Below are 13795 nucleotides of genomic sequence, written 5' to 3'. Positions count from 1 at the left end.
ACCGCATACGCACCGAAGGCATCGAGAAGAACACCCACGACAACCCCTTCGGCGCCGTCCTCTCCTTCCGCGGCACCCCCACCGACACCACCGTCGAGCACGCGCTCTCCGGCAAGGTCATCGAGCTGACCGACACCTTCCCGGTCCCCGACGCCGAGGCGTTCGAGGTCGGCCAGTGGTGGGCCGTCCAGGTCGCCCCGGTCGAGGGCGGCGGGCGCGACGAACGCGAACTGCAGAAGCTCGTCGAGATCACCGAGATCGTCGACGCCACGCACATCCGGATCGGCTACCTCAACGGCTGGGAGCTCGCCGCCGGACGCACCCTGACCTGGACCCGCGTCGAACCGGTCCGCGACGCCCACGTCCGCAACATGGTCTTCGAGGGCGCCGGCCGCGACGAGTACACCGGCTCCCACCCGGTCAGCTACGAGTACGCGGTGGGCTGCGACGTCTCCGGCATCCACGCCACCGGCTCCTTCTGGCCGGTCATCATGCGCCGCTGGTGCACCCGCTTCCGCACCGAGGACTGCTCCCTGAAGAACCCGCCCACCGTCGAGTACGGCGGCGCGGGCTACCTCACCCAGCAGATCTACTGCCTGTACGGGCGGGTCGCCGACTGCACGACCAGCAACGTGCGCCACCTCAACGACCTCACCGCCTCCGCCTACTGCACCGTCGTCAACTGCCACGGCGACGGCGACGACGCGGGCGGCAACCCCTTCACCACCCATGGCCAGTACGAGCACGACCTGCTCTTCGACGGCAACTCCGGGCTGATGGACATCGCCAACTCCGGTGCGCAGTGGGGCATCTCCGCCAAGCGGATCACCGTACGGCGGCACGTCTGCTCCTGGTTCACCGCCAACACCAAGATCACCGACCTGACCCTGGAGGACGTCACGGTGATCGCCCGCCCCACCTTCGACCAGGCGGGCACCCTCACCGTCAACGCCGACGGGGCCCAGGTGCGCGGCTGCACCGCGAAGACCTTCGCCGTCGCCCAGCGCTCCGCCCGCTCCAGCCGCCCCACCACCATCAGCGACTGCTCCTTCGAGCCGCCCGCCGGTGCCGTCCTCGTGCAGACCCCGGTCACCGCCCCGGTCCACTTCGTGCGCTGCACGTTCAAGGGCGTCGACGGCGCGATCCTGCGCGGCGCGGGCCCCGTCCACTTCACCGACTGCACCGTCACCGGCGCCGAGAACGCCGCCCCGCTCTCGGTCGGCTCGGCGGACCTGCGGATCGACGGCGGGCACTACGACGACACCGGCATCGAGCTCAGCGCCGTGCGCGACCAGCGGATCACCCTCACCGGCGGGGCCCGCCTCACCGGTGGCAACAAGGCCAGGGCACTGCTCGGCCGGGCCGCCGGCCCCGGGAAGATCACCTGGGACATCAACGGGATCACCGGCGCCGCCTCCGGCACGGACACCGCCCACATCCGGATAGCCGACGGCACCAACCACTACGCGGCGAGCGGCAGCCGCTTCACCGGCGGCACGCTCCACCTCGCCCCGGACGCCCTGGCCTCGGCCCTGCACACCGGGTGCGTGGAGGACGGCACGAAGCGCACCGCGATGCCCGCGAACGGCCCGTCGGCGCGCACGGACGGGAACCTGGTCCTGTGACCGCCGTCGTACGGACCGCCACCCCGGCCGACGACCCGGAGCTGGCCGGGCTGTGGCGGCTGTGCTTCGACGCCCCGCAGGTCACCGCCCTGCACGCCCTCGACCCGGACCGTCACCGGCACACCTTCGTCGCGCAGAACGCCGCGGGCGACGGGATCGACGCGGTCGTCGTGTACGTGCCGAGGACGATCCGCGACGCGGACGGCGCCCCGCGGCGGGTCGGCGGCATCGGCAGCGTCGCCACCCGCCCCGAGGCCCGCGGGCGGGGGCTGGTGCGGCGGCTGCTGGTGGAGGCGGAGCGCACCATGCGGGCCGAGGGGTGTGCCTGGTCGCTGCTGTTCACCGGCACTCCGGGCGTCTACCGGGGCTCGGGCTGGCAGGAGTTCGACAGCACGTACACCGAAGGGACGCTCGCACCGGCGTCCGCCGCGGGGCAGGCCTTCCGGATCCGCCCGGCCACCGGGCGGGACGCCACCGGGGTGGTCGCGCTGCACCGCGCGTACAACGCGGACCGGCCGCTCAGTTCGCTGCGGAGCGCCGAGGACTGGGCGGTGCGTGTGCCCGCCTGGTACGGCCCGGCCGAGCGGTGGCTCGTGGCCGAGGACCCCGTGTCGGGGGCGCTCGCCGGCTGGGTCGTGGCCCAGCACGTGGGGGAGCACGTCGAGGTGCGGGAGTTCGCCGGGATACCCGGGTGCCTGGGGGAACTGCTCGCCGAGGTCGGTGAACGGGGCCGGGCGGCGGGGCTGGGCCGGGCCCGGGTCCGGCTCCCCGACGAGCCCGGGGTCCGGGCCGCGCTGCCGGCCCTGCTGACGGACGCCCGGCGGGTGACGGAGCGGGTGGGCATGGCACGCCCGCTGCACGCCACCGGGGAATCCGTCCGGGCCGCGGTCACGGCGCCCGGCGCGGTGCACTGGTACGGCGACTGCTTCTGAGCGACGGCCGGGGCGACGGGAACGCGGGAACGGGAACGCGGGAACGGAAACGCGGGAACGGGAACGCGGGAACGGAAACGCGGGAACGGGAACGCGGGAACGGAAACGCGGGAACGGGAACGCGAGGACGGCAGCGCGGTAACGGGGACGGGGCGCGCGAGCGGGGGAACGGGAACGCGGCGACGGCCGCGGCGGGACGGTGCGTCCGCCGCGGCCGTCGCCGCGTCATCGGGTCATCGCCGGTCCGGCCCGGCCGTCACCGCTTGTCCGCCGGGTCCTGCTCGTCGTACGCCGAGGTCCCCGAGTCCAGCAGGGGCTCCTGGGTCTTGAGGTGCGCCGGGGCGAAGGCCCGCAGCACGTGGTAGCCGGTGATCACCACGATGGTGCCCAGGGCGATCCCGCTCAGCTCGAAGTTGTCGGTGATCTTCAGGCCGACGCCGCCGACGCCGATGATGATGCCCGCGGCGGCCGGCACCAGATTCAGCGGATTGCGCAGGTCCACCTTGGCGTGCAGCCAGATCTGGGCGCCGAGCAGGCCGATCATGCCGTAGAGGATGACGGTGATGCCGCCGAGCACCCCGCCCGGGACCGCGGCGACGACCGCGCCGAACTTGGGGCAGAGGCCGAAGAGCAGGGCGAAGCAGGCCGCGGCCCAGTACGCGGCGGTGGAGTAGACCCGGGTCGCGGCCATGACGCCGATGTTCTCCGAGTACGTGGTGTTCGGCGGGCCGCCCACCGCGGTCGACAGCATCGACGCGGCGCCGTCGGCGGCGATCGCGGTGCCCAGCTTGTCGTCCAGCGAGGAGCCGGTCATCTCGCCCACGGCCTTCACGTGCCCGGCGTTCTCGGCGATCAGCGCGATGACCACCGGCAGTGCGACCAGGATCGCCGACCACTCGAAGCTCGGCGCGTGGAAGGACGGCAGCCCGATCCAGTCGGCCTTCGCGACGCCCGACAGGTCGAGCCGCCAGTGGTCCACGGCCTCGGCGCCGCCCGCCGGGGAGTGGATCTTGCCGAAGACCTGGTCGAGGACCCAGGACAGCACGTATCCGAAGACCAGGCCCAGGAAGATCGCGATGCGCGAGAAGAATCCGCGCAGGCACACTACGGCCAAACCGGTGAACAGCATCACCAGCAGCGCCGTCCACTGGTCCTGCGGCCAGTACGTCGAGGCGGTCACCGGCGCCAGGTTGAAGCCGATCAGCATGACGACGGCACCGGTGACCACCGGCGGCATGGCCGCGTGGATGATCCGGGCGCCGAACCGCTGCACCGCGAGACCGGCGAGGAGGAGCACCACGCCGACGACGAACACCGCGCCGGTGACCACGGCGCTGCTGCCGCCGCTCGCCCGGATCGTCGCCGCGACCCCGACGAAGGAGAGCGAGCAGCCGAGGTAGCTGGGCACCCGGCCGCGGGTGGCCAGCAGGAAGATGGCCGTCGCGACACCCGACATCATGATCGCCAGGTTGGGGTCCAGCCCCATCAGCACCGGCGCGACGAACGAGGCGCCGAACATCGCGACCACGTGCTGGGCGCCGAGGCCGAACGTACGGGGCCAGGAGAGCCGCTCGTCCGGACGGACCACGGCCCCCGGCGCGGGGGTCTTCCCGTCGCCGTGCAGGGTCCAGCGCACGCCGAGGTCCATGGTCGCTCCCTGTGGGTAGATGCGGAGCCCGCCGCCCCGATGGGCGTGGCGCTTCCGCCGAAATGATCAGCGCCATGGTAATGCCGGATCGCGGGGTCCTCTCGGCCGGGCCGCAGGTCGGGAGCCTGCCCGGCCCCGGCCCGGCCGGTACGGGCCCTTGTCCGGGGCGCGGCCTTCGGCTCAGGGGCCGGGTGCCGGGCCGCGCCCCGGACGCCCGGCCCCGGTTGAGGCACCGGGGCCGGGCTCGGGCGCCCGGCCTTCGGCTCAGGGGCGCGGTTCGGCCGGCGCCGTCTTCGTGGCGCCCGCGTCCGGGGACGGAGTGGCCCGGCGGTCGCCCGCCCGCAGCACCCCGGCCCCCAGCACCAGGCCGAACGCCAGCACCGTCACCAGGCCGAAGGAGACGACCAGCGAGGTCGCCTCGGCCAGCGAGCCGATCGCGGAGGGGGCGATGAGCCCGGAGGTGTACGTGATCGTGGCGACCCCCGCGATCGCCTGGCTCGGGTTCGGGCCGCTGCGCCCCGCCGCCGCGAAGGCGAGCGGGACGACCACGGCGACCCCGAGGCCGAGGAGTCCGAAGCCGCACATGGCGAGCACCGCGCTCGGCGCGGCGACCACGAGCACGCCGCCCACCGTCGCGAGGACCCCGCCGACCCGCACGGTGCGCACCGCGCCGAAGCGGTCGACGACCTTGTCGCCGGCGATCCGGGCGACCGCCATGGTCAGCGCGAACGCCGTGGTGGAGGCCGCGGCGAGCCCGGCGGACGTGTCCATCACGTCCCGGAGGTAGACCGCCGACCAGTCCAGGCTGGCCCCCTCGGCGAACACCGCGCAGAAGCCCACCGCACCGATGACCAGCGCCGACTTCGGCGGCAGGGTGAAGCGCGGCGGCGGCTCCTCGTCCGGCTCGCTGCGCAGGTCGAGCACGCCCCGGCAGGCCAGCAGGCCCAGCGCGGTGAGCACCAGGGCGGCCAGGGCGTGGTGCAGCCGGGCGTCGGTGCCCAGGTGCGCGGCCAGGGTGCCCGCCGCCGAACCGATCAGGGCGCCCACGCTCCACATCCCGTGCAGCCCGGACATGATCGACTTGTCGAGGCGGTTCTCCACCTCGACGCCGAGGGCGTTCATCGCCACGTCCGACATGCCGGCCGTCGCCCCGTAGACGAGCAGGGCCGCGCACAGCGTCAGCAGACCGGGCGCCAGCGCGGGCAGGACCAGCGCCAGCGTCCAGAGGGCGAGCAGCCCGCGCAGCGCGGTCCGGGCGCCGAAGCGGTGGCTGATCGCGCCGGCCAGCGGCATCGCGAGCGAGGCGCCGATCGCCGGGAAGGCCAGGGCCAGGCCGAGCTGCCCGGCGCTGACCCCGGCGTGGTCCTGGATCCAGGGAACCCGGGTGGCGAAGCTGCCGGTCACCGCGCCGTGGACGGTGAAGACCGCGGCGATGGCGAACCTGGCCCGCCTCACCTGCTCCGTGCCGAAGACCGTCTCGGTGGAATCCGTTGTCATGCCGCCGTGCCCTCCCCTGGGATTCTTCCGCCGCCGGTGGCCCGGCGCTCGTTGTCGGCAGTGCGGGCCGTAAACTATCAGGAACCCTGCCTGATAAATAGTCCGCCCGTGCGTCCGGTCCGGCGGAGATCTGGAAGGATCCCGGCATGCCCGCATCACCGAGCACCGCCCGAGCCATCAACGACCGGCTCGCCCTGCGACTGCTCCAGCAGGAGGGCCCGCTGACGGCCACCCAGCTGAAGAACCTGACCGGCCTGTCCCGGCCGACCGTCGCCGACCTCGTCGAACGGCTCCGGGAGGCCGGACTGGTCGAGGTGGTCGGGGAGGCCGGCGCCGAGCGGCGCGGCCCCAACGCCCGGCTGTACGGGATCGTCGCCGACCGCGCCCACCTCGCCGCCCTCGACGTGCGCACCCGCGGCGTCGCCATGGTCGTCGCCGACCTGCTGGGCAACACGCTCGCCGAGGCCACCTTGCCCGTGGACGGCGGCCTGGACGCCGACACCGCCGCGGAACGGGCCGCCGACCTGCTGGAGCGCATCGCGCGCGAGGCCGGACCCGCCCCCCTGCACAGCGTCGGCATCGGCGCGCCCGGACTGATCGACCCGGTCACCGGCGAACTGCGCGACACCACCGGGCTGCCCGCCTGGCACCGGCGGCTGGTGCGGGTGCTCCAGGAGCGGCTGCCCGCGACCGTGCTGGTCGAGAACGAGACCAACCTCGCCGCCGTGGCCGAGCACCGCAGCGGCGCGGCCCGCGACCGCGACACCTTCGTGCTCTTCTGGCTCGGCCAGGGCGTCGGCGCCGCCGTCATGCTGGACGGCGCGCTCCGCCGCGGGGCCTCCGGCGGCGCGGGCGAGATCGGCTTCCTGCCGGTGCCCGGCACGGTCGGCGTCCCCTCGGCGCTCAACTGCGACGGCGGCTTCCACTCGCTGGTCGGCTCCACCCCGGTCTGCGAACTGGCCGCCGCCCACGGCATCGTCGTGCCGCCGGGCACGGCCGGGGGCGAGAAGGAACCGGGTGCGGCCTCGGCCGTGCGGGCCGCCCTGGCGGGGGAGGGCGGGCACGAGGCGTTCCTGGACGTCCTGGCCGAACGCCTCGCGCTGGGCGCCGCCGCCGTCGCCGCGGTCCTCGACCCCGGCTGCGTGCTGCTCGCGGGCGAGGTGGGTCACGCGGGCGGCGACGCGCTCGCGGCCCGGGTCGAGGAGCGGCTGGCCGCGATGTCCCCGCTGCGCACCGAGGTGAGGGCCGGACGGCTGGGCGGTGGCGCGGTCCTGAGGGGCGCGCTGCTCGCGGCCCGGGACGCGGCCCAGGACGAACTGTTCGCCCCGACCGGCTGAATCGACCGGCTGAATCGACCGGCTGAATCGACAGGCTGAACCGTCCGGCTGAATCGACCGGCCGACCCCGCCGGGCCGGTACGGAGTCCGGCGCATCAGCGGCCCCTCCAGGGAACGGACCTCCCCGCGAAACGGGCGGGCCCGACGGCGACCGGGGGCGATCCGGTCACCGTCGGGCGGTTCGGGAGGGTGTCAGCAGGCCCCGAGGTCCTGCCAGGCGCCCCATTCGCCGGTGGAGCCGGGCGTCTCGCCCTTCGTCCACCACCGGGCCTTCCACTGGTGCGAGCCGTGGCTGACCGTCGTACCGGCGCCGTACTCGGAACCCGCGCTCCAGGCGGGGGCGGTGCATTCGCCGCCGGGGGTCGGGTCGGGGCCCGGGGTCGACGGGTCGGGCGACGGCGACGTGCCGGTTCCGGGCTCGACCCGGGTGGTGCCGCGCGCCAGGTCGGCGACGAGGGCGTACGACTTCCCGCCGAAGGTCACCGTCCAGTTCGACGGGGTGGAGGTGGGCAGGTAGTACACGAAGTCCACCTGCACCGAGGCGCCGGGCGCCAGGCTCTGCCAGCCGGGCAGCTTCAGCGAGACGCGGTTGTAGTCGCCCTTCAGCCCGCCGATGTTGTCGGCGGCGGTGTGGTCGCTGCGCACGATCGTGGTGCCGAAGCCGGACTGGTCCTTGGCGTTGGCGGGGGCCGAGGTCGAGTAGTCGAACTGGAACTCGGTGCCGCCGGGCAGCGTCGCCCTCGTGTTGTTGGTGATCTTCAGCTTGGGGCTGATCGGGTAGTTGGAGTCACCGAGCGGGAACTGCTCGAAGGACACGTCGATGTCGATCGCCTCGGTGGGCAGGTCGACGGTGGAGCGCTTCGCGCCGTACGGGGCGGCCGACTTGAACTTCTCGTACATCGTCGAGGTGAGCGTGGAGCCCGGCTCGTACTGGCCCTTGGCGGCGTTCCAGCCGTAGTCGCCCGCGAGTTCCCAGATCATGGTGCCGCCGATGCCCTTGTCGACGACGTAGTCCGCCTTCGCGGCGACCGACTGCTCGTCCTCGGTGGACAGGAAGACCTTCTTCTCGGCGTTCCACAGCCAGGGCGCGACCAGCGTCGAGTCGTACTTGCGGGCGTAGGTGCCGGTCAGCCTGGTGTCGGCGGGGAAGCCGTAGTCGGTGACGTAGTCGCCGACGACCCCCTTCTCCAGGTTCTTCGCGTGCCACATGGGGTTGGAACCGGCGGGCGACTCCTTGCCCGCGGTGTCCAGGTCGTGCCAGAGGTTGTCGATGCCGACGGCGCCGTCACCGCACTTGGTCAGCCCCGCGCCGGCCGGGCAGTCGGTGGTGGCGGCCCTGCCCCACAGCCCGTCCGTGCCGCCCTGCACGTTCTTGAAACCGCGGGTGTAGTACGGCAGGCCGATGTTGATCCGGCCGGACGGCATCGAACCGCGGAAATAGTGGTACGCCCAGTCGGTGTTGAGGTAGCCGGTGCCGCCGTACTGGGAGGTCGAGTAGACGCTCGCCTGGGCGAGTTCGGCGTCCTTGCCGTCGTCGTACAGCGCGGCGTTCGGACCGACGTACTCGTTCCACGCGCCGTGCAGGTCGTACGACATGATGTTGACGTAGTCCAGGTACTTCTGGACCTGGAAGGTCTCCATGCCGCGCAGCAGATAGCCCGACGAGGGGGCGGCCACGCTCAGCAGGTAGTGGGTGCCGTCGGCGGCGGACGCGCGGTCGAGCTTCTCGCGCAGGGTCTTCATCAGCGCGGAGTAGCCCTTTACCAGACCGGCCCGGCGGGCGTTGGACAGGGTCCAGTCCAGCGGGTTGCCCGCGTCCTTCATGGTCGTCGGGTACTCGTAGTCGATGTCGACGCCGTTGAAGCCGTACTTCCTGACGAAGTCGACGGCCGAGTCCGCGAAGGTGTCGATGCCGGCCCGGTTGACCGACCCGTCGGCGTTGGTCGCCATCGAGTAGAAGCCGCCGGAGTCCACCCGCTCGCCGTCGGAGCCGAAGTAGCCGCCGGTCTCGGCCCAGCCGCCCACCGACACCATGGTCTTCACGTTCGGGTGCTTCTTCTTGAACTTGGTGAGCAGGTTGAAATGGCCCTTGTAGGGGAGTTCGGGGTCCATCTCGGCACCGGCGACACCCGGCCAGGTCATGCCGGTCGAGGCGTTGTTCGCGCCGTCGGCGCCCACGGAGAGCCTGTTGTCGCCGTCGACGTGGGCGAAGGCGTAGTTCAGGTGGGTGACCTTGTCCCAGGGGATGTCGGGGACGAGGTAGGCGGGCTTGCCGTCCTTGCCGGTACGCCAGTTGGTGAAGTACCCGATGACCCGCCGCTGGTGGTCGGCGCCCATCTTCTCGCGGCCCTCGGTGTCGTAGACGGAGCAGTAGGGGACCTGGACGCCGGGGGTCTGGTAGAGCCCGTCCGGGCGACAGGACTCCTGGTCGGCGGCGGCCGACGGGGTGGCGGCGAGTGAACCCAGCAGCAGTGCGGCGGCGGTGGCACCGGCCGCGAGCAGGGTGGCTCTCGCACGGGTGGGGGACAGCACGTTCGGTTCCTCCCGGGGAGGTTCGGCGGAAACGCAACTGGCAAGGGGGTGGGTCGTGTTGATGCCCCGGGTGTGCGCACACCACGGGACGGCTCCTCGGAGGTGACGCAGAGATTAAGAGGACTAGACCAGTGAGTCAATAGGTCTGGACCTTTAGGGGGTGGCTGTCCGTTTGCGCCCCGCCGTGCGCCCCCTTGTGAGCCAGTCCACAGCCGCTCACCCGCATGGCCCAGCGGCGGGCGTGGCACACTGATCCTGTACCAGTAGCAGCGCACTCCGGGGTCGGTGAAATTCCGAGCCGGCGGTTAAAGTCCGCGACCCGTCCGCATCCAGCGGCCGGTTGACCAGGTGAAATTCCTGGACCGACGGTTAAAGTCCGGATGGGAGGCAGTGCGCGGCGGGCCGTTTCACGGGTACGCCGCCGTCGGCGGATGGTTTCGGGCGACCGATCCGTCCGTTCTTCCGGCATTCGGCGTTCCCTGTCGCGTTCCCGCTCTTCTGTCGTCATCGACAGCCCCGGAGTCCGTGCCCGAAGAGGCAGGAGGACCCGGTGGACACCGCAGCCGACATCACCGCCATGCGCCGAGCGATCGAGCTCGCCGCCCGCGGACTCGGCTCCACCAGCCCCAACCCCGTCGTCGGCTGTGTCGTCCTCGACGCCGCGGGCCACCGGGCGGGCGAGGGCTTCCACCAGCGGGCCGGCGGCCCGCACGCCGAGATCCACGCCCTGCGCGCCGCGGGCGACCGGGCCCGCGGCGGCACCGCCTACGTCACCCTCGAACCCTGCAACCACACCGGCCGCACCGGCCCCTGCGCCCAGGCGCTGGTCGAGGCCGGCGTCGCCCGGGTCGTCTACGCGGTCGGCGACCCGAACCCGCAGGCCACCGGCGGTGCGGACACCCTGCGCGCGGCCGGGGTCGAGACTGCGGGCGGGCTCCTCGCCGCCGAGGCCGAAGCGGGCAACGCCGCCTGGCTGACCTCGGTGCGGCTCGGCCGCCCGTACGTCCTGTGGAAGTACGCGGCGAGCCTCGACGGCCGGATCGCGGCCGCCGACGCCACCAGCCGCTGGATCACCTCCGCCGAGTCCCGCGCCGACGTCCACCGGCTGCGCGCCGAGGCCGACGCCGTCGTGGTCGGCTCCGGCACCGCCCGCACCGACGACCCGCAGCTCGGCGTCCGGGGCATCGACGGCGCCGTGCAGCCCCTGCGGGTGGTCGTGGACACCACCGCCACCGCCGTACGCCCCGGAGCCCGCGTCCTCGACGACGGCGCGCCCACCCTGATCGCCGTCGCCGACGACGCCGACGCCCGCCACCTCCCCGAAGGGGCCGTCCTGCGGCTGCCGCGCGCCGCCACCGGCCCCGGCCTCGACATCCCCGCCCTGCTCGACGCCCTGCACGGGCGCGGCATCCGCTCCGTACTCCTCGAAGGCGGCCCGACCCTGGCCGGGGCCTTCGTCGCCGCGGGAACGGTCGACAAGGTCGTCGGCTACCTCGCCCCCGTGCTCCTCGGCGCCGGGCCCGCGGCCCTCGCCGACGCCGGAATCTCCACCATCGCCGAGGCGTTGCGCCTCGATGTGACCGAGACCGTCCGCATCGGCCCCGATCTGCGCATCACCGCCGTCCCCGGCACCGACCGGAAGGGAAACTGAGTTGTTCACCGGAATTGTCGAAGAACTGGGTGAGGTCACCGCCGTCGAGAAGCTCGACGACGCCTCCCGCTTCCGCCTGCGCGGCCCCGTGGTCACCGAGGGCGCCAAGCACGGCGACTCCATCGCCGTCAACGGCGTCTGCCTCACCGTCGTCGACCTCGGCGACGGCGAGTTCACCGCCGACGTGATGGCCGAGACCCTGAACCGGTCCAGCCTCGGCGCCCTGGACACGGGCTCCCGGGTCAACCTGGAACGCCCCATGGCGGTCGGCGGCCGGCTCGGCGGACACATCGTCCAGGGCCACGTCGACGGCACCGGCCACATCGTCGAGCGCCGGATCTCCGAGAACTGGGAGGTCGTGAAGGTCTCCCTCCCCGCGCACCTGAGCCGCTACGTGGTCGAGAAGGGATCGATCACCGTCGACGGCGTCAGCCTCACCGTCGTGGACGCCGGACCCGACTACTTCACCATCAGCCTCATCCCCACCACCCTCGCCCTGACCACGCTCGGCATCAAGGAGCCCGGCGACCCGGTCAACCTGGAGGTGGACGTCATCGCGAAGTACGTCGAGCGGCTGCTCGGCCACACCGCGCAGGAGTCCGAGGAGCCGGTGCGGTGACCGTCCTGAACTGGCTGAACTCGGAGGCGTTCACCGTCCTCGGGCAGCACATCATCTGGTCCGACATGATCGGCAACACGGTCGGTCTGATCGCCCTGACCCTGGGCTGGCTCCGCTCGGTCTGGACCTGGCCCGCCCAGCTCCTGTCCGGCGTCGTCCTCGTCGCGGCCAACGCCTCCGTGCACCAGGCGGGCAGCGTCGGCAAGCAGGTCGTCGTCATCGCCGTGGCCGTCTGGGGCTGGCAGCAGTGGACCCGGGGCAGGCAGCAGGCCCAGGACGGCTCCATCGCCGTACGGTTCGCCACCTGGCGCGAGCGCGGATACCTGCTGGGCGGCGCCGCGCTCGGCACCCTCGCGGTCGGCGGCCTGTTCACCGCGTTCCCCTCGCTGTCCTGGAGCCCGTGGGCGGACGCGTACATCTTCGCGGGCACCCTCGTCGCGATGCTCGCCCAGGCCCGCGGCATGGTCGAGTTCTGGTTCGCCTGGCTGCTGGTCGACCTGGTCGGCGTACCGCTGAACTTCCACAGCGGCCTCGCCTTCTCCGGTCTCATCTACGTCGTGTACGGCGCCCTCGTCCTGTGGGGCATGCGCGACTGGTGGCTGCGCTCGCGGACACCCGCTCTGGAAGGAGCCACGGCATGACTGCCCAGCCCACCTGGCTGCACCCGGACCACGAAAGGGAGCTGGAGGACCTCTCGCTCGACCCCGTCGAACAGGCGATCCGCGACATCGCCGCCGGCCGGCCCGTCGTGGTCGTCGACGACGAGGACCGGGAGAACGAGGGCGACCTCGTCATCGCCGCCGAGAAGGCCACCCCCGAGATCGTCGCGTTCATGATGAGCGAGTGCCGCGGCCTGATCTGCGCCCCGATGGAGAACGACGAGCTGGAACGGCTCGAACTCCCGCAGATGGTCGGCCACAACACCGAGTCGATGCGGACCGCGTTCACCATCTCCGTCGACGCCTCGGCGGCCCACGGCGTGACCACCGGGATCTCCGCCGCCGACCGGGCCACCACCCTCCGGCTGCTGGCGGGCGGCGAGGCGGGCCCCGCCGACTTCGTACGGCCCGGCCACGTCTTCCCGCTCCGCGCCCGCTCCGGCGGCGTACTGGTGCGCAACGGCCACACCGAGGCCGCCGTCGACCTCGCCCGGCTCGCCGGGCTGCGGCCCGCCGGCGCCATCGTCGAGATCGCCGGCGAGGACGGCGTGATGCTGCGACTGCCGCAGCTGATCCCGTTCGCCCGCAAGCACGGCCTCACGATCATCTCCATCGAGGACCTGATCGCCTACCGCCGCAGCTCGGAACCGACCGTGCGCCGCGAGGCCGAGGTGCGGCTGCCGACCGGCTTCGGCCCGTTCACCGCCTACGGCTACCGCTCCACGACCGACGGCGTCGAACACGTCGCGCTCGTCCACGGCGACCTCGGCGACGGCGACGACGTCCTGGTCCGGGTCCACTCCGAATGCCTGACCGGCGACATCTTCCAGTCCCAGCGCTGCGACTGCGGCCCCCAGCTGCACGCGTCCATGCGCCGGATCACCGAGGAGGGCCGCGGTGTCGTCGTCTACCTGCGCGGCCACGAGGGCCGGGGCATCGGCCTGCTGTCCAAGCTGCGCGCCTACGAACTCCAGGAACGCGGCGTCGACACCCTCGACGCGAACCTGGAACTCGGCCTGCCCGCCGACGCCCGCGACTACGCGGCCGGCGCCCAGATCCTCAAGGACCTCGGCGTTCGCAGCCTCCGGCTGATGACCAACAACCCCGACAAGACGGCCGCGATCCTGCGACACGGACTGGCCGTCACCGGCCGCGAGCCGATGCCCGTCCAGGCGGGCGAGCACAATCTGCGCTACCTGCGCACCAAGCGCGACCGCATGGGGCACGACCTGCCCTGGCTCGACACCGCCAAGGCGTCGACCTGCGGCAACCAGTGACGATCACGGAAACGAGCG

The 13795-nt window shown here is 72.8% G+C and carries 10 protein-coding genes and 1 riboswitch; of the genes, 7 read left to right on the top strand and 3 right to left on the bottom strand.

Translation table 11 applies throughout. The features are described from left to right. Positions 1–1625 (top strand): peptidase C14 (locus ABZZ04_RS34665; protein ID WP_356936202.1); only part of this gene is annotated, 1625 nt, incomplete at its 5' end. Beyond that, entirely contained in the window at positions 1622–2557 is a 936-nt protein-coding gene (locus ABZZ04_RS34660; protein ID WP_356936201.1) for a GNAT family N-acetyltransferase, read from the top strand. The genes ABZZ04_RS34665 and ABZZ04_RS34660, both read left to right, overlap by 4 nt. A gap of 256 nt (positions 2558–2813) precedes the next feature. Here the strand turns inward: ABZZ04_RS34660 and ABZZ04_RS34655 are convergent, their stop codons facing one another. Together ABZZ04_RS34655 and ABZZ04_RS34650 are read right to left on the bottom strand one after the other, a co-directional pair. After that, positions 2814–4205: a solute carrier family 23 protein gene (locus tag ABZZ04_RS34655; RefSeq protein WP_356936200.1), complete on the bottom strand. Its 1392-nt coding sequence runs from the start codon at positions 4203–4205 to the stop codon at positions 2814–2816. A 264-nt stretch (positions 4206–4469) separates the two neighbouring features. Further along, positions 4470–5702: an MFS transporter gene (locus ABZZ04_RS34650; RefSeq protein WP_356936199.1), complete on the bottom strand. Its 1233-nt coding sequence runs from the start codon at positions 5700–5702 to the stop codon at positions 4470–4472. 146 nt (positions 5703–5848) lie between these two features. Here ABZZ04_RS34650 and ABZZ04_RS34645 point away from each other — a divergent pair, with 146 nt between their 5' ends. After that, positions 5849–7039 (top strand): ROK family transcriptional regulator, encoded by a 1191-nt coding sequence (locus ABZZ04_RS34645; RefSeq protein ID WP_356936198.1) that lies wholly within the window; start codon positions 5849–5851, stop codon positions 7037–7039. 192 nt (positions 7040–7231) lie between these two features. On the opposite strand, the gene ABZZ04_RS34640 is transcribed toward ABZZ04_RS34645, so the two are convergent. Continuing rightward, positions 7232–9571 carry a glycosyl hydrolase family 18 protein gene (locus tag ABZZ04_RS34640; protein WP_356936197.1) on the bottom strand — a complete coding sequence of 780 codons (2340 nt, stop codon included), beginning with the start codon at positions 9569–9571 and terminating at the stop codon, positions 7232–7234. A 267-nt stretch (positions 9572–9838) separates the two neighbouring features. Beyond that, positions 9839–9969: riboswitch (FMN riboswitch) on the top strand. Between the two features lie 152 nt (positions 9970–10121). Here ABZZ04_RS34640 and ribD point away from each other — a divergent pair. The 4 genes from ribD to ABZZ04_RS34620 are packed head-to-tail and all read left to right on the top strand — an operon-like array spanning position 10122 to position 13777. Then, positions 10122–11222 carry a bifunctional diaminohydroxyphosphoribosylaminopyrimidine deaminase/5-amino-6-(5-phosphoribosylamino)uracil reductase RibD gene (gene ribD / locus ABZZ04_RS34635; RefSeq protein ID WP_356936196.1) on the top strand — a complete coding sequence of 367 codons (1101 nt, stop codon included), beginning with the start codon at positions 10122–10124 and terminating at the stop codon, positions 11220–11222. A 1-nt stretch (position 11223) separates the two neighbouring features. Beyond that, positions 11224–11841, top strand: a complete 618-nt coding sequence (locus ABZZ04_RS34630; protein WP_356936195.1) for a riboflavin synthase — start codon at positions 11224–11226, stop codon at positions 11839–11841. Next, positions 11838–12482 carry a nicotinamide mononucleotide transporter family protein gene (locus tag ABZZ04_RS34625; RefSeq protein ID WP_356936194.1) on the top strand — a complete coding sequence of 215 codons (645 nt, stop codon included), beginning with the start codon at positions 11838–11840 and terminating at the stop codon, positions 12480–12482. Before ABZZ04_RS34630 ends, ABZZ04_RS34625 begins: the two co-directional genes overlap by 4 nt. Next, positions 12479–13777: a bifunctional 3,4-dihydroxy-2-butanone-4-phosphate synthase/GTP cyclohydrolase II gene (locus tag ABZZ04_RS34620; protein ID WP_356936193.1), complete on the top strand. Its 1299-nt coding sequence runs from the start codon at positions 12479–12481 to the stop codon at positions 13775–13777. Before ABZZ04_RS34625 ends, ABZZ04_RS34620 begins: the two co-directional genes overlap by 4 nt. Positions 13778–13795: the final 18 nt, after the last annotated feature.

This window comes from Streptomyces sp. NPDC006435, assembly GCF_040612315.1.
Lineage (GTDB): Bacteria > Actinomycetota > Actinomycetes > Streptomycetales > Streptomycetaceae > Streptomyces.
The sequence above is the reverse complement of the archived record's forward strand: the minus strand, read 5'-3'. Positions and strand labels throughout refer to the sequence as shown.